General features: G+C 45.0%; 23 protein-coding genes. 21 read left to right on the top strand and 2 right to left on the bottom strand.

The window, feature by feature from the left end; translation table 11 throughout:
- Positions 1-2: 2 nt before the first annotated feature.
- The 17 genes from V2P20_RS09095 (at position 3) to V2P20_RS09015 (ending at position 13,053) form a co-directional block, all read left to right on the top strand.
- Entirely contained in the window at positions 3-317 is a 315-nt protein-coding gene (locus V2P20_RS09095; protein WP_331817889.1) for a Gp49 family protein, read from the top strand.
- Between the two features lie 51 nt (positions 318-368).
- Positions 369-1,268: a hypothetical protein gene (locus tag V2P20_RS09090; RefSeq protein WP_331817888.1), complete on the top strand. Its 900-nt coding sequence runs from the start codon at positions 369-371 to the stop codon at positions 1,266-1,268.
- Positions 1,269-1,311: 43 nt separating this feature from the next.
- Entirely contained in the window at positions 1,312-2,532 is a 1,221-nt protein-coding gene (locus V2P20_RS09085; protein ID WP_331817887.1) for a P22 phage major capsid protein family protein, read from the top strand.
- 13 nt (positions 2,533-2,545) lie between these two features.
- Positions 2,546-3,043: a hypothetical protein gene (locus V2P20_RS09080; RefSeq protein WP_331817886.1), complete on the top strand. Its 498-nt coding sequence runs from the start codon at positions 2,546-2,548 to the stop codon at positions 3,041-3,043.
- Between the two features lie 88 nt (positions 3,044-3,131).
- Positions 3,132-3,314, top strand: coding sequence for a hypothetical protein (locus V2P20_RS09075; protein ID WP_331817885.1), 183 nt, complete (start codon positions 3,132-3,134; stop codon positions 3,312-3,314).
- Positions 3,314-3,946 carry a hypothetical protein gene (locus tag V2P20_RS09070; protein WP_331817884.1) on the top strand — a complete coding sequence of 211 codons (633 nt, stop codon included), beginning with the start codon at positions 3,314-3,316 and terminating at the stop codon, positions 3,944-3,946. Before V2P20_RS09075 ends, V2P20_RS09070 begins: the two co-directional genes overlap by 1 nt.
- 4 nt (positions 3,947-3,950) lie before the next feature.
- Positions 3,951-5,156: a hypothetical protein gene (locus tag V2P20_RS09065; RefSeq protein WP_331817883.1), complete on the top strand. Its 1,206-nt coding sequence runs from the start codon at positions 3,951-3,953 to the stop codon at positions 5,154-5,156.
- Between the two features lie 2 nt (positions 5,157-5,158).
- Positions 5,159-5,323, top strand: coding sequence for a hypothetical protein (locus V2P20_RS09060; protein WP_331817882.1), 165 nt, complete (start codon positions 5,159-5,161; stop codon positions 5,321-5,323).
- A gap of 6 nt (positions 5,324-5,329) precedes the next feature.
- The gene (locus V2P20_RS09055) at positions 5,330-6,877 is read left to right on the top strand and encodes a hypothetical protein (RefSeq protein ID WP_331817881.1); all 1,548 of its coding nucleotides are present in this window, start codon (positions 5,330-5,332) and stop codon (positions 6,875-6,877) included.
- Positions 6,877-7,146, top strand: a complete 270-nt coding sequence (locus tag V2P20_RS09050; RefSeq protein WP_331817880.1) for a hypothetical protein — start codon at positions 6,877-6,879, stop codon at positions 7,144-7,146. The genes V2P20_RS09055 and V2P20_RS09050 overlap by 1 nt, the downstream gene beginning before the upstream one ends.
- Positions 7,143-7,565, top strand: coding sequence for a hypothetical protein (locus V2P20_RS09045; protein ID WP_331817879.1), 423 nt, complete (start codon positions 7,143-7,145; stop codon positions 7,563-7,565). The genes V2P20_RS09050 and V2P20_RS09045 overlap by 4 nt, the downstream gene beginning before the upstream one ends.
- 18 nt (positions 7,566-7,583) lie before the next feature.
- Entirely contained in the window at positions 7,584-7,754 is a 171-nt protein-coding gene (locus V2P20_RS09040; RefSeq protein ID WP_331817878.1) for a hypothetical protein, read from the top strand.
- 280 nt (positions 7,755-8,034) lie between these two features.
- Positions 8,035-9,165 carry a hypothetical protein gene (locus tag V2P20_RS09035; protein ID WP_331817877.1) on the top strand — a complete coding sequence of 377 codons (1,131 nt, stop codon included), beginning with the start codon at positions 8,035-8,037 and terminating at the stop codon, positions 9,163-9,165.
- Positions 9,162-9,593, top strand: coding sequence for a hypothetical protein (locus V2P20_RS09030; RefSeq protein ID WP_331817876.1), 432 nt, complete (start codon positions 9,162-9,164; stop codon positions 9,591-9,593). Before V2P20_RS09035 ends, V2P20_RS09030 begins: the two co-directional genes overlap by 4 nt.
- Entirely contained in the window at positions 9,581-10,168 is a 588-nt protein-coding gene (locus tag V2P20_RS09025; RefSeq protein ID WP_331817875.1) for a hypothetical protein, read from the top strand. Before V2P20_RS09030 ends, V2P20_RS09025 begins: the two co-directional genes overlap by 13 nt.
- Before the next feature lie 2 nt (positions 10,169-10,170).
- On the top strand, positions 10,171-11,454 hold the full coding sequence (locus tag V2P20_RS09020; protein WP_331817874.1) for a hypothetical protein: 1,284 nt from the start codon (positions 10,171-10,173) through the stop codon (positions 11,452-11,454).
- Positions 11,455-13,053, top strand: a complete 1,599-nt coding sequence (locus V2P20_RS09015; protein ID WP_331817873.1) for a hypothetical protein — start codon at positions 11,455-11,457, stop codon at positions 13,051-13,053. It begins immediately after the preceding gene.
- Here V2P20_RS09015 and V2P20_RS09010 read toward each other — a convergent pair.
- On the bottom strand, positions 13,027-13,302 hold the full coding sequence (locus V2P20_RS09010; RefSeq protein WP_331817872.1) for a hypothetical protein: 276 nt from the start codon (positions 13,300-13,302) through the stop codon (positions 13,027-13,029). The two genes, V2P20_RS09015 and V2P20_RS09010, sit on opposite strands and share 27 nt — an antisense overlap.
- Positions 13,303-13,477: 175 nt before the next feature.
- On the opposite strand from V2P20_RS09010, the gene V2P20_RS09005 reads away from it, so the two are divergent.
- Genes V2P20_RS09005 through V2P20_RS08990 form a run of 4 tightly spaced genes read left to right on the top strand, consistent with a single transcriptional unit; the run spans position 13,478 to position 18,248 of the window.
- Positions 13,478-13,837: a hypothetical protein gene (locus tag V2P20_RS09005; RefSeq protein WP_331817871.1), complete on the top strand. Its 360-nt coding sequence runs from the start codon at positions 13,478-13,480 to the stop codon at positions 13,835-13,837.
- Positions 13,838-14,710 carry a hypothetical protein gene (locus V2P20_RS09000; RefSeq protein ID WP_331817870.1) on the top strand — a complete coding sequence of 291 codons (873 nt, stop codon included), beginning with the start codon at positions 13,838-13,840 and terminating at the stop codon, positions 14,708-14,710.
- Positions 14,711-14,712: 2 nt separating this feature from the next.
- The gene (locus V2P20_RS08995; RefSeq protein WP_331817869.1) at positions 14,713-15,057 is read left to right on the top strand and encodes a hypothetical protein; all 345 of its coding nucleotides are present in this window, start codon (positions 14,713-14,715) and stop codon (positions 15,055-15,057) included.
- Positions 15,054-18,248 (top strand): hypothetical protein, encoded by a 3,195-nt coding sequence (locus V2P20_RS08990; protein ID WP_331817868.1) that lies wholly within the window; start codon positions 15,054-15,056, stop codon positions 18,246-18,248. Before V2P20_RS08995 ends, V2P20_RS08990 begins: the two co-directional genes overlap by 4 nt.
- On the opposite strand, the gene V2P20_RS08985 is transcribed toward V2P20_RS08990, so the two are convergent.
- A complete protein-coding gene (locus V2P20_RS08985; RefSeq protein WP_331817867.1) occupies positions 18,235-18,957 on the bottom strand; it encodes a glycosyltransferase family 25 protein in 723 nt (240 codons plus the stop codon). The two genes, V2P20_RS08990 and V2P20_RS08985, sit on opposite strands and share 14 nt — an antisense overlap.
- Positions 18,958-19,278 lie beyond the last annotated feature (321 nt).

Below are 19,278 nucleotides of genomic sequence, written 5' to 3'. Positions count from 1 at the left end.
CGATGAGCGACAACGAAATAGAAAAAGAAATCCAAACCAAAGGCTTAACAGCCCCAAGGGTAACGTCTGAAGATATTGAAGCTAACATAGTTGATACTGAAATTGTAAAGCATGTATCTAAGTCAGGGCAGATACTACGCTGGGCTGTGTTGACATTGCAGAACGGCTTTGCTGCTACAGGTAAACCATCAGTAGCAGCATCTCCAGAAAATGACGTACCCGAAAAAGGTATCAACATTGCTATAGCCAATGCCAAAGAAGAACTCTGGCCTTTAATGGGCTATGCTCTGAAAGAAAAGCTGAATGAATCAAAATAATTGATTTTTTAAACACTGTCGTGATGACAGCAAACTCCTTAAGGAAACACTATGGAAGATGAAGCTACCGTAACCGGCGCAGAATCAACAGTAATTACTGAGACTGCGCCAGATCCAGATGAATCGTTAATCAATGCTATTACAGCTACTGATGATGATTTAACCGATAGCGCGCATGAATCAGAAACGCCTCCCGCTGATTTATACACTGTAAAAATCAATGGCGAGGAAAAGCAGGTTACGCGCGATGAGTTAATAGCCAATTACCAGAAAGAGCAAGCTGCCGCGAAACGATTCGAGGAAGCCGCGCAAATTCGGAAAGAGGCGGAGACACAGCGCGAACAGTACACGCAGCATCAACAGCTCTTATCAAAGGCCGTTGAGCGCCTGGAATCTCAAATACAGTTATTCGCCAATGAAGGGCAACCGGACTGGCAAAACCTGCTTGAGAACAATCCACATGAATACCTAAAGCAGCAGGAGATATTCAAGCAGCGTCAGACGGCAATGTACGAAGCTCAACAGGCCAAAGCTTACCTACAGCAGCAACAAGCCCATGAGCAACAGCAACAACTACAGCAGCATTTGGCTAAAGAGTCAGAGCGGCTGATAAACGATTTAATACCGGAATGGAAGAACCAAGAAGTCCGCCAGAAAGATGAACAGGAGCTTATAAGCTACCTGAAAGACTCAGGCTATTCTGACCAAGACTTGATTAATTTGAGCCATTCACGGGCAGACAATATTGTTTTAGCGCGTAAGGCCATGTTGTATGACCTGGCGCTAAAGAAAGCCAATTCGCTTAAGAAGCAGACACCAACGGCGGCAAATCCAGTGCCCACCGTCGGAAATAAGGCAGCAAGCCAAGGCAAAAAAACAATTTTCGATCCTAACTTATCCGATGCTGAATATGACCGTATGAGAAGGGAGCAAAGGCGCAAATTAGGTTAATTAATTCCCGTCGTATGACGGCATGATCCCATAGGGAGACACAATGAGTAATACATTTAAAGTGATCGATATGATCACAAAGGAAGCGCTCAGCATTTTGCATGAGAAAGCGTCTTTTATCGGAACAACTGACCGGCAGTATGATGATCAGTTTAAAAGCAATGGCATGGGTAAAAAAGGCTCACAGTTGCGCGTTAGAGAACCAAACGAGTACGAAGTAACAGACGGCGCAGTTCTCAATATCCAAGACACCGAAGAAACCAATCAGACCATTACTGTTGCGACACGTAAACACGTTTCGATGCAGTTCACCTCTCAAGAACTGGTGCAGTCAGTTAACAATGACGCTGCATTTAATGACCTGAGCAAAAACTACATTGAACCGGCTGTCAGTAAGCTTATCTCTGTTATCGAGTCAGATTTCATTGCTTATGCAACCAAAGCAACGGCAAACTTGGTTGGTACGGCTGGCACATCAATCACTGACCTTACTGTTCCTGGTCTTGCTCGTGCAAAACTGAATCAGGCATTAGCGCCTATCGACGGTAAACGCTACCTGATGACTGACTCTGTGACTATGAGCCAGATGGTCAACGGCATGAAAGGCGTATTCCAAGACTCTGCACAGGTTAAAGAAGCCATGCGTGAAGGCTTCTATGGCCGTCTGGCAATGGCTGACCTGTATGAGAATGAGCGCGTTTGGACTCTTCAAAACGGCGCAGACCATACCACTGTAACAGTCAATGATGCGGCTATCGCTGACGGTGATACTACGATTGTGACTTCTGGTGGTACTGTCACGGTTGGTTCTGTGTTTACGTTTGAAAGCGTTTATGACGTACATCCTGAGACTAAGCAAAACTACCCACACCTGAAACAGTTCGTTGTAACCGCTATTTCTGGTGCTGCTGGATCTCAGACGCTGACATTCTGGCCTGCTCTGCAATCTACGGGCGCACGTAAAAACGTATCTGCATTACCGGAAACCGGAGCAGATATTACTTTCGTTGGTGGCGCTTCAACCAACTACGTCCAATCGTTGATGTATCACAAGAATGCCTATCAGTTCATCACGGGCGATTTGCCATTATTCGATGAGGCTAACAAGTGCGCTCGTCGTGTGAAAGACGGCGTGTCGCTTCGTTGCTGGCAGGATTCAGACATTATCAATGACCGTTTGATTGTCCGTCTTGACATTTTATACGGATTCGCCGCTTTACGGCCTAACTGGGGGTGTCGATTAATCGGCGCAGCTAACGCTTAAAGGAGAATTGTAAATGAGTTTATCAACAAATTTAGAACTGCTTAACGGCAAGACGACTGATGGTTGTGTTGCTACCGGTTTGCATCGTGAAGTCATCACGGTTACAGCGGCACGGACGCTGAAAAAAGAGGAATCAGGCGCACTTATCGTATTCGATATTGCAACCGGGGCGACTGTAACGCTACCAGAGGCAGAAGAGGGCATCAATTTTGATTTTCTGGTCAAGAAGAGCATTTCATCAGGCGCAGCGAAAGTTATCACGGGAGACGCTGCAGATTTCCTGGTGGGAGCTATTGATTTCGGTGGCGATGCTAACACAACTCTGACAACAGCGATCAGCGCGTTTGCAGCTGACGGTTCGACTCATGTTGCTATCGCTGGCAACGGCACCACAACCGGCATGAAAGCCGGAAGTTCATTCAGGGTTGTGGCAATTACAGGCGCACTATGGGGCATCAATGGAACCATTATCGGCTCCGGTTCTGTAGCAACTCCGTTTGCAACTAGTTAGTTTTCAACGGGCAGGGACGCCCAATTTAACTTGAGACAATTATGAAAGGTAAAGGTAAAGGCAAAGGCAAAGGCGGCGGTGGCAAAAAATGCTAATTGAACACGATAAACACGGCAGGACTCACGTTCAGTATCTGACTGAAGAACTGATTAATGCAGGATGGCGCATTGTTGAAGATAAGCCAGTAATTACGCTAGAAGAAACGGAGCATGAGCCAGAAATTGAGTCAGAGCCTGAAACAGTAAAGCGTAAATATAACCGGCGCAAATAATGGCGATCTCGACCTATACAGAGCTTAAAACTGCTGTTGCATCTTGGGCGCACAGGGCAGATTTAACATCTGTTATTCCTGATTTCATTACGCTGGCCGAGTCTCGCATTAATCGGCTTGTGCAGCTTAATAATACTGAGCAAGAAACTACGCTGGCCGCGACTATTAATGCCAGAACAATTGCGCTGCCTGCTGGATTTATAGAGCCTAAAGACCTATGGCTGACGTATTACGGTGACAGGCTGGAAATGCGATATCTGATACCGGAAGAGATGCAGGTTTATGACACATCTGGACAGCCTGATTACTGGACCATTGATGCATCCAATATCGCATTTGATAGGCCAGCAGACAAGGCCTATACGTTTGTTATGCGCTATACAGGATTGCTGACGCTATCTGATGCTAGTCCTACTAATTGGCTGCTTACAAATCATCCTGATCTGTATTTGCATGCTGCGCTCATGGAGTGCGCAGCTTATATCAGAGACAACGAATTATTGAGCACGGCAAAAGGCGCTTTTGACATTGCCTTGCAGGAAATCAACGATAAAGAACACCGCAAACAATCACTAGCAACACTATCAACAGAGCTTGCCAGTGGACCACGATCAAACATTTTAACGGATTGATAATATGGCTTTAGAAACAGGAACATATATCTCAGATTTAGTGCCAGCAAATCCGCCTGGAAGCGATCCTAAATCACAAGGCGATGACCATTTAAGGCTGATTAAATCCACAATAAAGGCGACTTTCCCGAATATAACCGGGGCTGTAACGCCCACTCATACCGAGCTTAATTATGTAGACGGGGTATTGGAGCCTATACAAGACCAAATCAACAGCAAGCCAGCCAAGAACTTTATTATTAATGGCCGGTTTAATGTTCAACAGGATGACCAAAGCGTTATTGGAGCGGTTAATGGCGATTACATAGGGGACGTTTGGAAGCTAGGAAAGACGACTACGGCGACACATAATTTAGGCGTTGGAACCCCTGGAAGTATGCCTTCTGTTGCTGATGCTGGTTATCTTCTCACTAATGCAGCGATTGTTCGTTGTTCTGGCGCTGATGCAGCAGTAGCGCCGGGAGACTACACTTATCTTCTGGCGCATATTGAGGGGTATGACTGGCTAAATTTAGCTGAAAAACCATTAAAACTTGGTTTTTGGGTATGGAGCAGTAAAACTGGAACCTTTTGTGTTGCTTTAAGAAATTCTGGATCAGATAGATCAGTTATCCTTGAATATACGGTTAATAGCGCATCAACTTGGGAATTTAAAGAATTAACTATCCCTGCCTCTCCTTCTGCCGGTACTTGGGATTATACAACAGGTGTTGGGTGCGCGGTTATATGGACATTAATGAGCGGGAATACCTACCAAACAACAGCAGGATCATGGCAAACAGGAAATTTTTTGGCTACAGCTAACCAAGTTAATTTTAACGATGCCGATACTAACTATTTTTATATTACCGGGGTAAAGCTTAGCGCCGAAAGCCATTATTCCGCCATTGAGCCGGAAGATTATCAGCAAGAACTGGCACGAGTACAAAGGCGGTATTGGAAAGGGCTTCCGATGCAAGCCGGTAACTTCCCTGCTTATGCGGGTAACGCTGTAGGATCATGGACTATTAAATTCCCGGTAACGATGAGGGCAACGCCGACAATGGCGGTCGATTTTTCGGGCATTACCTTATCGAATTTAGGAACACCTAGCGTTGGCCAGGCTAATGTTAACGGTTGCAGAATGACTGCTATATCATCGGCTGCAAATGCAAACTGCAACTTTTCTTTTGCAGCAAACAATTATATAGAAGCGGACGCGAGGCTCTAACAATGACTAAGTATATTCTAGGTAAGCATTGTATTTTTGATGCTGAAAAAAATAAAGTTATCCCAATGGACGAAGGGAACAGGCATTATAAGGAGTATCTTGTTTGGGTTTCTGAAGGGAATGAACCCGACCCAATGACTGATGAAATGAAGATTCTTTACGAGTAAAGCCTTATGGCATTAATTAATATTGCCAATATAGGACAGATAGGCGTTATTAAAGATTTATCTGTTCATGAATTGCCTGATAATGCCTGGACTGATGCATTAAATATCCGATTTCTTGATGGCTATGCTTATCAGGCGTTCGGCTATAACGAGGCCTATGCTTCGCCATCTGTAGCTCCGCAGCACATCGTGGCGCTGAATATCGCAGGAGAACCGTATTGGATTTATACCTCCGCATCTAAAGTGTTTGCGGTTTCGTCGCCGGGCGGCACTGTTACGCATACCGAATTAACGCCCGCCGCTCCGCTTACTGGAGTTACAAACGAGTGGACTAGCACCATGCTCAGCGGTGTGCCAATCATCAATGCCGGTAATGCCGTTAATTATCCTCATGCGTGGGATTTGAATTTAGCTAATGATTTTGTGGCGCTGACTAACTGGCCGGCAAATACGTATTGTAAGAGTATTCGAGCGTTTAAAAATTACCTTATTGCGCTCAACATCACTAAGACAACGACTAATTATCCGTTCATGGTGAAGTGGAGCCATAAAGCGCAACCGGGCGCATTGCCTTCGTCATGGGATGAAACAGACCCTACAAAAGATGCTGGCGAGGCTGATCTTGCAGAAGGTAGAGATGCCATAGTTGATGGCCTGCAAATGCGTGATTCATTCATCATCTATAAACAAGACTCTACTTGGATGATGAGTTGGACAGGCGGCGTTAATGTTTTTGCGTTCAGAAAATTATTCGATCACGGAGCAATGGGGCTTAATTGTGCGGTTGAGTATGACGGGCTGCATCTTGTTGTTACTCGTGATGATGTCATTGTTCATGACGGCAGTTCACCTAATTCTGTGCTTGATAAGCAGACTAGGCGAACATTTTTTGATGACATCGACGCAGACGGGCAGGGCAAGGTTTTTGTCGTAAAAAATCCGTACATGAACGAGATTTTTGTTTGCTATCCGTCCATCGGATCAACAACGTGTAATAAGGCATTGGTATGGAACTATAAAGACAGAACAGTCTCTTTTCGATCAATGCCGAATGTCAATCATGCCGCATTCGGTCATGTAGCTGTCAATAACTCCGGTTCATGGGATAGCGATACAGACTCATGGGATTCTAATTTAACGGCGTGGAACAAAGGTGATTACATACCAGGAAAGGCCTCTGTTTTGCTTGCTAGCAATGATTCAAAACTGTATTTGCTTGATGGTACAAGCTCAGCCAATGGAACAGCAATCAGCGCTTATTTGGAACGCAGAGGGCTGAGTTTTGATGCTCCTGAGACAATAAAACTTATCAGGGGAGTCAGGCCTAGAATCAGCGGGAACAATGGCGAAACCGTTTTAATAAAAGTTGGCTATGCAGATGACCCTTATGCCGATCCAACATACACTAGCATGACGCATAAAATCGGCAGCACAATTGCTAATGATTGTTTAGTATCGGGGCGTTATATCGCTATTAGATTTGAGACAGGAACAGCCAGCCAGTGGAGGCTGGATAGTTTCCAACTTGATATTCAACAGGGAGGGCGATGGTAATGAGAACAGAAAATATCAGCAGTATTGAATATTCACCTAATCAGCCGCCTAGCAATCCATCTGATTTACAACGGTATTTGATTGATGAATTTCAGCGAATATCGGCAGCTATTAACGCTTTGTCTGCTGGACACTTAGATAAATCATATGCAGCACCAGAAAAGCCTCGCGATGGAGATATACGTTACGCAGACGGAACCACTTGGAATCCTGGAAGCGGGATTGGGGTTTATCGTTATAACGGTTCTGCATGGGTGCTCTTAGGATGACTTGCCGTCTTGTTGCTATTGATCCCGATACACAATTACGCGAGGTATGGGGCGATGTTAGAGAAGGTCTTAACGATATTCTTAACAAAGGTAATTATACCTGGCTTCCTGAGGACGTATATTTCGCAATTAAAAACAGGAGTTCAGTATTACTTGTTGGAATTGCTGATAATCGTTTTTCAGGTTTTATCATCATCAGTATAAATAAAGGCTTTGATGGGCTAGAGGGAAACATCTGGTGCGCGTATAATATAGGTAAATCAGAATATATTAATAAGCTGTGGCCTGAAATTACAGGATTTTGCAGAGCAGCAGGATGCAAGCGAGTAACAATGTCGTCTAATCGTCCAGGATGGGCTAAATTGGGGGCTAAATTGGGGCTAGAGCCAGTGCAGACGCTCTATTCAACAGAAATTTAATCAATGTCGGGAGACATTATGAACTACTTCACAGATCGTTTAAGAGAACCTTCAACATGGCGGGGACTGGCGCTGCTAGGCTCCGTGTTCGCCTCTAAATACGTATCACCAGAACAGGCGCTCCAAGTTGTTGAATATGGACTTGGTATTGCTGGGGTATTCGGCCTATTTACTCCTGACAAAAGATAATGTCTTATGCGTGTCATGTTAGTAGGTTACATCGAATGATAGAGAATAGCTATGCAAAATTGGCTGATGTAGCAGAGCAGGGCATTAAACACACGACTAATATCGGTTATAGCTTTAGTATTTGTACTGTTGTAGCTCAAACCGTTCCATTCATAGACAAGCACTCTTGGGTAATCGGGCTATTCGGCATAATCTTAACGTGGCTGACAAATATATTTTTCAGAGTCATTGATAGACTTAACAAAAACAAACGCAATTAATTATTGTCGGGAGACAACAAATGGGCGGCAGTTCACCAGCTCCGGCTAATACAACGCAAACAACGCAACAAACGCCGTGGGCCGGTGCCGCACCCTATTTGCAGGGTGCGGGCGGTCATCAAGGCATTTTTCCACTTGCTGAGCAGTATTTCAACAATTTCAGTAATCTAAATCAAAACCAGACGGCGACTAATGATTATTACTCGAACGCTCTGAAAGATAGATACGGACAAGTTCAGAATTTCCAGCTTGGTAACGACTTTCTGAGCGGCAAGTTCGACCCAACTGCTGCTATGACAAATGGCAGGACGGCAGGCGCTGCTAATATGCAGTCTTACACAACTGATCAGCGGCAGAATTTGGCAGCATTGGGCGGAAATGATCCCAGTAAAGCTATCAATCAGATGCTGTCAGGCCGACCTGATAATCAATATCTCGGCGCTATGCATCAGTCTAATATTAATCAGTCTTTGCGCGGCTATGATGATGCTATCCGTAATCTGACAACTTCTGTATTGCCGCAGATTGGCGATCAAGCTTTTGCCTCTGGTGGCTATGGTGGATCGCGTCAGGGTGTTGCAGAAGGTTTGGCATTAGAACAGATGCAGCGTAACGCAAGAGACTTAGGAATAGCGGCAATGGATAGCGGAAACCAGCTATACGGAACAGCCTATGAGAACGCACAGGGACGCAAAGCTGATATGGCGAATATGCTGAACTCTACTGCGCTTAATGTCGGACAGTTCAATGCTGGACAGAGACAGAACGCATCGCAGCAGAACGCGCAATTCCAACAGAATGCCGGTCAGTTTAATGCTGGTCAATTGCAAAATGCTGATCAGTTTAATCGTAATCTTGATTTGCAACAGTCGGCAGCGAGAGCACAGAACGCATTGCAAGGCAAAGACATTTATAAAGACCAGTTTGCCATCCAGGACAACATATTCAACCAGTTGCAGAGCATATACGGAGCAGATCAGGCACAGATGCAGAACGCATTGAATCAATACGCCAACATCATTTCTCCCGGCGCGGCAATGGGCGGTACGTCTCTGTCGAGTCAACAGATCCCGATTTATAGCAATACTACTGGGCAAGTGCTTGGTGGTGCGGCTTCATTGGCTGGATTGTTGGGGAGCTTGAAAGGATGACAGATATAGCAGAATTATCGCCAATCGAGCGCGTACAGGCTATTGAGGATTGGATAAAGCAACAACCGCAGATTGATATTCCTGTTAATCATTACTTTGCCGGCGGCGTATATGAGCGTGAAATGATAGCTCCTGCTAACTCTACGTTTACCGGAAAAATTCACTTAACTGAGCATCTCGCCAAACTCGTCAGCGGCACGATGACTATCACAGATGGAGACACGGCAGGCACGTTTACCGGGCCGAAAACATTTATATCTAAACCTGGAGATAAACGGGCAGGAATAGCGCATACAGAGTGCGTATTTTCAACGTATCACGCAATAGACGAGCAACCGATAGACGAGATTGAAAAAGCGCTTGTTGTGGACACTATTGAGCAATACAGATTGGCACAGGATAAAACGGAGGCTTTATGTCATTTATAGCATCTGGAACAGGATTAACGGCGGCTTTAACTGCGGCTTTAGGTTCTGCCGGACTTGGGGCTACTGCTGCTGGTATTGGTGGCGCTGCATTAGCTAACGGGCTTGTTGGTGCTGGTCTTGGCGCTGCCGGTTCAGCGGCATTCGGTGGTGATCCAGGCAAGGGCGCAATGATGGGCGGTATTGGTGGCGCATTAGGCGGAGGAATCGGTGGTGCTGCTGGTGCTGGCACTACTGGCGCAACAGCAGCATCAAATATTGGCAGTCAAGCAGCAAGCCATATCACTCCAGCATTATCAACGGCAACAAGCGGCGCTCCTGCTGCATCACAAGCTGCGCAAGCGATAACGCCTGCATTTAGTTCGTTGCCGCAAACCGTTGGCGCAACTAATCCTACATTGCTATCAACCTTATCTGAAAAGTTGTCTAGCAATGCTCCCGGATTATTAATGCGAGGTGGCAACATGATGATGCAGGGCCAGCAACAGCCGCAAGCTATACCGATACCTGCGCCTCAACCTATGCAACAGCGCCGACCTTATCAGCCAATTCCATATCGTCCAGTTGGGAGAATATAACAATGGCAGGACTCCTAGAAACATTACGAGGAATTCAATTTCAACCGTCAGCCGGTAGCATGGGCCTATTGCAGATGGGCGCTAATTTGCTGGCTAACTCTGGACCGTCTACAACTCCACAGAATTTTGGCTCTGCGCTTGGTAAAGGCGTGAATGGTTTTACGCAGGGGTTCATGGGCTTCAATCAGCAGCAGCAGGAACAGGAATTACAGGCTGCTAGAGTGAAAATGATGCAAGATCAACTTGCAATGCAGGAAGCTCAACAAAGTGCATTAAAAGGCATAAGCTTAAAAGATCAAGGTGCGGTCGATAAGCTTTTACAGGCAGGCGACGTTGACAACGCAATCAAACTGCAAAAGATGATCGATCCATCAAAAGGGCTTGATCCTTATTTTCAGGCCATTCCAACATCAGACGGCTATGTGTCGTTTAATGCCCGTAATGGTCAATTTTCGCCATTGATGCAGAGCGGGCAGCCACTTAAGCAGCCGGCAGCAGATCCATATTTGCAAGGCATGATTACCAGGGCTAAAGAAGGCGAGAAAATCAACAATGTTACATTGAGCGATGGACGGCAGATACCGGCCAGGATGGGCGATGTCGTAAACACTACAATAGGAAATTCTTCGCTTTCAATGAGTCCTGACGCGATTAATCAATTATCAGGTAAATCTACTGGAGATCCTGAATTAGATAAATTGATTGCAGCATCACAGGAAAAATTCAATGCTGGTTTAGGGCAATCAACAGCAGATAAAGAAGCTCAACAGGTAACAGGAAAAGCACAGGCTGAAATGTCTCTTAATTATCCAAAAATGGAGGCAAACGCGCTTCAGATGATTAAGCAACTGGAAGCATTAAAGACTCATCCAGGAATGAAAGGAATTGTAGGTGCTCCTGATTCATTAGCTGGCGCTGTTAATTGGGCTTTTGGTGGAAGTGATAATAAAACGCGTCTTATCAATGGAACGGAGGAGGCGGGATTTATATCACGACTTGAACAGTTAAAAGGTGGTCAATTCCTCCAGGCTTATAACTCATTAAAAGGTGCCGGTGCTATTACAGACGTAGAAGGCAAAAAGGCTGAGGATGCAATAGCAAGAATGCAAACATCACAGTCTGAGAAAGAGTTTATTGATGCAATAAATGAATTTGAGGGTGTTATAGCTAGAGGTATGGAGGCAGCAAAACGGCAGGCTGGAGGTTATGCTCCTAGTAATAATGCGCCACATAATCAAAACCAAATGTCTGACGACGACCTTTTAAAGCACTATTTGGAGCAATAAATGGCAACTCCAGAACAAATAATGACGGCTCTAAGAAAGGCGCATGATGCTGGTGATGCAGAAGGGGCTAAGCGTTTAGCTCAAATGTATCAGGAGTCAAGTCAACAACCAGAACAGCCAAGTTTTTCAGTAAACCCAACTGATGGCATGAGCACAACGGATTTATTGCTTGCCGGTACTGGTGCTGGTCTTACTTCTGTTGCTCGTGGTGCTGGTCAGCGCTTGCGCGATGTGTTGCCGCAGGAATGGAGCGACAAACTAAGTTTGCCAACAGAAAAGGACGTTGAGGAAGCGCGTAAACTTGAAAAGCCGCTGATGGATACCGCAGCCGGCAAAATCGGCAATTTTGTCGGTGAAATAGTCCCAGGCTTGCTGCTCCCTGGTGGAGGATTATTGAAAACAATGGCATCAGGCGCAGGACTTGGGGCATTACAGCAGACAGGAGAAGGCGAAAGCGCTTTGAAAAATGCTGCTATAGGTGCTGCTGGTGGTGCGCTTGGTTATGGTGCCGTGGCTGGTGCTGGCCGTCTATTACGTCCGGTACGATCAGAATTATCAGATTCAGGTAAAGCATTAGCGCAAAAGGCTAAAGATATGGGAATTGATCTTGATGCTGCTCAATTATCCGGTTCTAAGCCGCTTAGAATTATTAATTCAGTGCTTAATGATTTACCTTTATCATCAGGTGCTCAACAAGCTAAAAACGAGCTACAGCACAAACAATTTAACTCGGCGATAGCAAAAACGATGGGATCTAATGCAGACCTGTTGAATGAGGCGGCTATGGCAGAGATTAAATCTCGGGTAGGTGGCGGTATTGGCGATATTGCAGACAGAAACAGGTTTACTTTTGACAATGATATGCTGACTAAACTCACTCAGCATTCATTCGACGCGCAACGGTTCGAAACTGGCGACGTTCAGAAAATTGTTAATAATTACATTGATGATTTTATGTCGAAAGTTGAGCCAAATGGAACCGTATCAGGGCAGGCATATAGAAAACTAGACAGCGCACTAGGAGCAAGAGCGAGAGGCACGACAAACGGTGATTTACGGCAGGCTCTAGGAAATTTGCGAGAAACCTTGCGCGAGGGCATGGACAAATCAATATCTCCGCAGGATGCCGCAGAATGGTCAAAACTGCGTGGACAATACCGCAATATGAAGCTAATAGAGCCACTGGCGGCAAAGTCTGTTGATGGCAACATAAGCCCGAATGCGCTATTGAATGCCGCTAACAAAGGTAGCAAGAATGCAGCCTATCAGAGCAATGACTTAAAGGACTTGGGGAAAATAGGAAAAGAGTTTTTACAGGAGTTTCCAAGCTCAGGTACTGCTCAGCGAAACTTTTATACCGAAGCGCTAACCAATCCTCTTGGCATTGGTGCAGCCGGTTTTCTGGCTGGCGGTCCTGTTGGAGCACTTGCTGGCTTGCTTGGTCCTGTTGCTACTCAAAAACTTATTAACTCCAATGCTGGGAAAAAATACCTGACAGAAGGCATGCTTAAATCATTGCAAGGCTTAGAGCAGCCGGCACAGCGTTATCTTGCTTCTCCTGTTGGATCTGGCTTACTCATAAATATGAGTCAGCAATAGACGCTTTAGTTTACTATCAGGCATTTTGGCAATGAGTTTATTAACTGGCCTAAAAATAAAAACGCTGATCAGATATAACAACAGCGACTTAGCGGCAATAATCATGGCAATGTGCAGCATGACTAATACTGACTGCAAGAAGTCATGCCATTGGCGTATGTCCAACAGTTTGTTCTGGTTGGTGCCGATGGCATGGGGGCAGAGATTAACGCTCTTGGCTGGCCCATCTGTTGCATATTCTGGCCCCATTGCATCAATGCAGCGCTGGCTTCAGGACTCATGTGACCGGCGCAACCGGAGATAAAAACTACTAATAAAATTGTTATTTTTTTCATATTAGTATTCCATTAATTAATTATATGTTGTTGTATTTGTGATAGAATTCAACTAAATATAGCTTACTACTTGTCTGGAGACAATAACTATGTACGCGAGCACAAAAAAATCCGAGTCAGGCACAGATAGACGCATTCGCTGTGATGATGACGGAAATACATTCATCACAGAAAACAGTATCAATATTCTAACTGGAGGACAAACCAACGCTGTATCAATATCAACAACCAGCGCACAATCATCAGCGATTAACGTTGAAAAGGTAGTTATATATTCAACTGTATTTTGCTTTGTTCGCCAAGGTGCCAACCCTACCGCACTGTCCAATGGCACAGACCAGCCGGTCCCGGCCGAGACTTATCTGCGCGTCACGTTGACCCCCGGCAATAAACTAGCCTTCATCACAGCCAGCGGCACAGGCACAGTCTACATCACGCCAGGGGCGTAAATGATCGGCCTTGGCTTAGGCATCGGCATTAGTCGATCATCGGGTTTTAATATTGCCTCTATATTTGCTAATGGCGAGCAAGGAGTCTGGCTAGAACCTTGGGATTTAACTACAATGTTCCAGGATTCCGCTGGCACTATTCCGGTTACTGCTGTAGGTCAGCCAGTTGGGTTGCGGCTGGATAAGAGCAAGGGATTGGTGATTGGTGCTGAAAAAGTTGTCAATGGTGGGTTTGATAGTGATGTTACTGGATGGACTGTATCGGCTGGCGCAACATTTACATGGAGCGCAGGGAAGGGGGCGTATACAAGAAATTCGTTTGGCGGCAGAGCTTATCAGGCAATTGCGTGTGATGTAGGTAAAGTTTATGAAATATCAATCACCCTATCAGGAATAACAGGAGGTTCTGTCCGTGTTGGTTTCCTATCTTCACTAACAACGGCGTCAAACATTACGGAAACGGTCATAAATGGCACGAAAACAGCGAGAATACAAGCCAAGGCAACAACGATGTATATTGAATTTGATGCTAATGCTAACGCTGCATCATTCTCTGTTGATGATATTTCGATTAAAGAAATCGCTGGCAACCACGCCTACCAAACAACAGCAACAGCAAGACCAATCTACAACGGTTTTGTTGATTTCGACGGTATTGATGATGCTCATAATATTGTGTTCCAAGACTTAGGCAGTGACGTAACTATAGCGCGCGCGGTACCCGGTGTTGGTGTCTCTATTCTTACAGGCCAAACAATCGGCGCAGGAACATGGGCGTTTAACACTGATGACAACGGGCTGATTATAGTCAATCGCGCGTTAACGCCAGCAGAGACGGCGGGTGTAACTGCCTATCTAAATGTGAGGATCTGATCATGAGCGTACACAGAACACTAATCGTACCGGCAGCAATTGTCGATCAAGTACGCGCATTAGCTGATCAGTTCGGCCCTGCTGCACAGAATATGTGGACAACTCCGCTATCTGCTTCAGGCAATATTCCCGCAACGCATTACATCAGCGCAGGGCAGATAGATGAAATATTCGCTGAACTAATTTCTAGCCCGCAAAACTTAGTTGATATTTCAGCGACTATGGGTGTTTCCGTTACGTTAGATGAAGCCACGTTTATTTTGTCGCAATGTGATGTGAGTGCAGACGAGCCAGCAGAGATAGCAATGTCTAGAATCGGACTAAAAATTATTCAGGAATCAATATGATAGGAATTGCGGTAAAACGGGGTAGTAGCGCATCAGGCGGCATTGAATCATCAAGAGACGCTACAGCAGCAGACAGCGGTAAAACGCTAGCGAATAACTGTGTAAATAATGTGGTTTACACAATTCCAGCGGTAATGCCTGATGGGTTCACGGTTACACTGGCTCAAAGTTCTAGTGGTCTAGTCACTATCGCTGCTGGCGATGGTGTCGTATTCACGGATATTTACGGCAATATCATCACGAGTTTATACAGTCAGGGAGTTAATACGACTGTAACTGCAATATGGTCTAGAGCAGATCATTATGTGCTGGATGTTGGGGTTATTGCTGATGGGCAGGTTCCGTATATTATGAGCCTGGGGTGCAATTCAGGGTCCGCATTCACATACGAGCCTATTAGATACTCTAACATAGCGCACACGGGTCAGTATTGGGAACGTGTTGTAGGTAGCGGCGAGTTTACTCAGCAACGAGGAGTTCTTGCGCCTTCTGTTGCAACTGACATATTCAGAGTAAAATTGCTTGATGTGATCAGTCGTGATTTTCCGTCAACAGTGCCTGGTGTCAAATGGGTTTCAGGCTCTAACTCGCCTAGCACAGTAACCGTAATATGGGCAGGTGATGGAGAGTTATGTGTATCGCCATTTAACTATGCAACACCTTACAGCGGCGGCGCATTTACTACCAATAAAACGCTAACAGTCGATCTTGGAAATCCTGCCGGTGGCCTGTTCGTGCATTTCAGAGGCGCATCACTAACGGATCTTAAAGTGATACCTTCCGTATGGCTGTCCAGTCATGATGCTGGCATCGAGTGGAGTCCAGACTACCTATCCTATATGCGATCTTTAGGTATCAATACCCTAAGAGCAATGGATATGACATGGACGAATGAGAACTACGAAGAAGTTTGGGCAGATAGGATGCTGACAAGCAATCCATTCTGGGGTGGTAGAACGCCGTGGGAGGTCATAATTGATCTTGGAAATACACTAAAAAAAGATCTATGGATTAATGTTCCGGTAAGGGCTGGTAATAACTACTGGACAGGCTTGTCTACACTACTACAAAGCAATCTAAGTCAGTCAATAAAGCTGACTCTTGAATACACTAATGAAACGTGGAACACGCAGTCTGTTTTTGCGGCAGGAACGAACTGGATAAAATACCTAAATCATACAAAAAAATTAGCTACTATCGATCAGACTGACCACCAGACGCTGTATGTTCCTGCACATGGCTACAGCAATGGCGATGTCGTTGTTTCATTCTACACAAAACTGGCTATGGAGGAATACGCTTCATCAAATGAAACCTGGCGTTATGGGGCGACAAACCTAACGGTTGCTGTTGTTGATGCTGATCATATTCAGTTGAAGGTTGGATCGACTGTACAAACTGCACCTACGGCCGCGCCTGCGCCGCTTAAAGAGGTTTATCTTGTCAAGCCCAGTGAAACGTCTATTCCTTCGCTGGACTCGACTTATGTAGCTAGTGCTGAATCCATGTGGACTGTATTCAGATCTACCCTACCTAGAGATCAGGTAATCTACACACTGGGCGCACATCACGCGAATACATCAACGTCAGTAAATAGGGTTGCTGCACTAACCAATGCGGCTAACTGTGATGCCATTGCCACAGCGCCATACTACAAAGCCCCTTTTTGGGGTGGTCGTGTGGATCTGGCGACAACGGCAGTAACGCCAAAAATCTCAAACTATAGCGGAACTGATGCGGTATGCCGATTGTATCTTGCAGCAACAAACCCAACTGATGCAGAGATTATTGCTGGCACTAATCAGATAGACTCTCAGAATTTAACCACTAATTCGTTTGGTTCGAACGGCAGTACGTCATGGACTTCTGGAACGCAGATTACCGGATTAACTGATGGCGTTGATTATGTGATGTATTTCATAGGGAATCATGCTTTAACCAGTGCTGGCAACTATTCATATCCTGTAATTATTCGAGTTCCGTTCACAGCAGCGGCTTCGGGTACTGTGGTCGGCGCTATGAGTAATGCGGATGCAGCATTTCTGGATTATGATCAGATTGCGGCGCTGCGTACTACCATGCAAACGAATGTTGCAACAGCTTTAGGTGCAGGCCTCGACCCGATCTGCTATGAAGGGGGACCTCATCACGATGAGTTAATTCCGACTGATCTTGAGCCACTACTGTTTAATTATTTTTCATCGGCAGAGTACGCAGATGTCATCAAAGGTTATGTGCAGACGGTAGCGCATGTCGGTTTTAAAAAGATGCTGCTATTCTTGTTTCCATCAAAAGGACGTTGGAGAACTGGCACTGATACCTACACTTTAACGGGGGGAACTGCGGTAGGGATAGCATCGCAAGCGGGTAAAACACGGAAATTTAGCAATTACCCAACAACGGTTATTGATTATCCATTAGTCCCTGCCGATCCTGGCGTATATCCCCATGCTATCGCTCTTAGTGATGCATCAAATTTAACAACGCTAGATTCAGGTGCAATTACCCGAGCTATCAAGGACGGTAACTCAGACGGATTATTTAGCATCAATGGTGGTGGTAATCTGAGTATGGCTAGCAATGGCGGCTACAATTTTGCTCAGATAAATAAACGCAGTTTGTTGATAGAGTCCGACACAGCCAACGCTGATATGATCAATCTAACAGCTCTGCCTGTCTGGATAGGCGATCCTGGCTATAAAGACCTTAGCGATCCAGCGTATAACGTACAACCGCTCTGGCAATGGAAAAATGTTGCTACGTTTAATGATTTTAACCAAGCATCTCCAGACAATATTGCGTTTGTATTCCATAAAACCAGTACCGCATACGGCTCAATCTATCTCAGTGGGTTGTTAACTCAGGAGATTCCTGCTGGTGGCAAATTTACAGTGCATTTTATTGGAAAAACGAATACTAATGCTGCAAACATGGGAATTACATTTGTTGATAGTGGATTTTTCCCAGTAGACAGCACGACGCAAATTGCCGGCGCATGTACGTTCAACACGCTGACGACAATTCCGATCAGTGATACATTGGTTGAAATGAGCATTGAATTTACTAACGCGTCAGGATCAAATAAAAACGTATCTGGCGTTGACGTATTCGTCCTACGTTTCCTGGCTAATGCCAACAGCAGCGAGGACATTACAGCAGTGATCATGGGACTGTATATTACCGTGCCATAATTCGTTTTGTACATCGAATAGCGTCAACAATAACGCTAATAACAGGCGTTTTATCAAACCAGCGCAGTTCATGAATATCAGTCCTTGAACTGCGCTGGTGTCCTAGTTCATTAACCGCAATCAGCGTCAAAACGTCTTGATGATGCCGCCTAAACCAAGAGTATGCGCCGTCAACGTGCATTGGTCCGCCGTCAGGGTGTCCTGCTGGTCTAGTCAATATTGACTCAAGGTGATCCATCATTGCGGCAATAATGGACTGATTGAAACCTATAAAGTGTGTTGTTTGAATTGATATATCATGATTTACTTTAGATAGTTCTGAATTATTTGATAACTCAACATCAGACAGCAATCTACCGCCGCCATAAAATACTCCCCAATTTGAATTAGTCAATTCTACTATAGCGGCATCAATGCGTGAATTGAAGTCAGGCGAAAAGTCCAGGTCATCCTCAATTATGAGTACGTTTTCAAGTCCTCGTTTTTTAGCATCACGCAGAATATTAAGGTGACTCATAAAACAGCCCCTTGCACCGATGCTCGGAAAATATCCCGCATCATCAGGACGAACGGCGGGAAACAGGTCGATCTGAGGATGCTCAAGGCTTAAGCCGATTTTTTTTAACTGTGCATTAATCTCACGTTTTCTATCTGTTCGATAGGGTAGATTAATGATGTAAATCCTTTGAAAATAATCTGTTAGTTTCATATCAATTCCCTTGTTTTATTGTGCGCAAATCTTAATATAAAATTAAGAAACTAGCAAAAAGTTCAGCGGCTTTTGTGTGTAGTGCTGCATGTAGTAAAATTGACACAGGGCCGGGACTAATGCATGTAGTTTGCAGTATTTTCAGTATGTTAAATTACATTGTTTAATTTTTAAGTTATTGATTTATAATGAATACACATATTGTCTATAGGATTCTGATTCCAGCTGCCGGGGTTCGAATCCCTGAGAGCCAGCCATTTAATTCTCAAGCGCCTTAGTTAATTTCAACTGTTTCCCGATTTCTTCCTTGACTTGCAATCA

This window comes from Methylobacter sp. Wu1, assembly GCF_036553575.1.
Lineage (GTDB): Bacteria > Pseudomonadota > Gammaproteobacteria > Methylococcales > Methylomonadaceae > Methylobacter.
The sequence above is the reverse complement of the archived record's forward strand: the minus strand, read 5'-3'. Positions and strand labels throughout refer to the sequence as shown.

Excerpts from the sequence above, each read along its gene's own strand:
- V2P20_RS09030 (WP_331817876.1), top strand. The coding sequence starts at position 9,162 with ATGACAGATATAGCAGAATTATCGCCAATCGAGCGCGTACAGGCTATT.
- V2P20_RS09000 (WP_331817870.1), top strand. The coding sequence starts at position 13,838 with ATGATCGGCCTTGGCTTAGGCATCGGCATTAGTCGATCATCGGGTTTT.
- V2P20_RS09005 (WP_331817871.1), top strand. The coding sequence starts at position 13,478 with ATGTACGCGAGCACAAAAAAATCCGAGTCAGGCACAGATAGACGCATT.
- V2P20_RS09020 (WP_331817874.1), top strand. The coding sequence starts at position 10,171 with ATGGCAGGACTCCTAGAAACATTACGAGGAATTCAATTTCAACCGTCA.
- V2P20_RS09010 (WP_331817872.1), bottom strand. The coding sequence starts at position 13,302 with ATGGGGCCAGAATATGCAACAGATGGGCCAGCCAAGAGCGTTAATCTC.
- V2P20_RS09055 (WP_331817881.1), top strand. The coding sequence starts at position 5,330 with ATGGCATTAATTAATATTGCCAATATAGGACAGATAGGCGTTATTAAA.
- V2P20_RS08995 (WP_331817869.1), top strand. The coding sequence starts at position 14,713 with ATGAGCGTACACAGAACACTAATCGTACCGGCAGCAATTGTCGATCAA.
- V2P20_RS09040 (WP_331817878.1), top strand. The coding sequence starts at position 7,584 with ATGAACTACTTCACAGATCGTTTAAGAGAACCTTCAACATGGCGGGGA.
- V2P20_RS09085 (WP_331817887.1), top strand. The coding sequence starts at position 1,312 with ATGAGTAATACATTTAAAGTGATCGATATGATCACAAAGGAAGCGCTC.
- V2P20_RS09075 (WP_331817885.1), top strand. The coding sequence starts at position 3,132 with ATGCTAATTGAACACGATAAACACGGCAGGACTCACGTTCAGTATCTG.
- V2P20_RS09080 (WP_331817886.1), top strand. The coding sequence starts at position 2,546 with ATGAGTTTATCAACAAATTTAGAACTGCTTAACGGCAAGACGACTGAT.
- V2P20_RS09060 (WP_331817882.1), top strand. The coding sequence starts at position 5,159 with ATGACTAAGTATATTCTAGGTAAGCATTGTATTTTTGATGCTGAAAAA.
- V2P20_RS09045 (WP_331817879.1), top strand. The coding sequence starts at position 7,143 with ATGACTTGCCGTCTTGTTGCTATTGATCCCGATACACAATTACGCGAG.
- V2P20_RS09025 (WP_331817875.1), top strand. The coding sequence starts at position 9,581 with ATGTCATTTATAGCATCTGGAACAGGATTAACGGCGGCTTTAACTGCG.
- V2P20_RS08990 (WP_331817868.1), top strand. The coding sequence starts at position 15,054 with ATGATAGGAATTGCGGTAAAACGGGGTAGTAGCGCATCAGGCGGCATT.
- V2P20_RS09050 (WP_331817880.1), top strand. The coding sequence starts at position 6,877 with ATGAGAACAGAAAATATCAGCAGTATTGAATATTCACCTAATCAGCCG.
- V2P20_RS09035 (WP_331817877.1), top strand. The coding sequence starts at position 8,035 with ATGGGCGGCAGTTCACCAGCTCCGGCTAATACAACGCAAACAACGCAA.
- V2P20_RS08985 (WP_331817867.1), bottom strand. The coding sequence starts at position 18,957 with ATGAAACTAACAGATTATTTTCAAAGGATTTACATCATTAATCTACCC.
- V2P20_RS09095 (WP_331817889.1), top strand. The coding sequence starts at position 3 with ATGAGCGACAACGAAATAGAAAAAGAAATCCAAACCAAAGGCTTAACA.
- V2P20_RS09015 (WP_331817873.1), top strand. The coding sequence starts at position 11,455 with ATGGCAACTCCAGAACAAATAATGACGGCTCTAAGAAAGGCGCATGAT.
- V2P20_RS09090 (WP_331817888.1), top strand. The coding sequence starts at position 369 with ATGGAAGATGAAGCTACCGTAACCGGCGCAGAATCAACAGTAATTACT.
- V2P20_RS09065 (WP_331817883.1), top strand. The coding sequence starts at position 3,951 with ATGGCTTTAGAAACAGGAACATATATCTCAGATTTAGTGCCAGCAAAT.
- V2P20_RS09070 (WP_331817884.1), top strand. The coding sequence starts at position 3,314 with ATGGCGATCTCGACCTATACAGAGCTTAAAACTGCTGTTGCATCTTGG.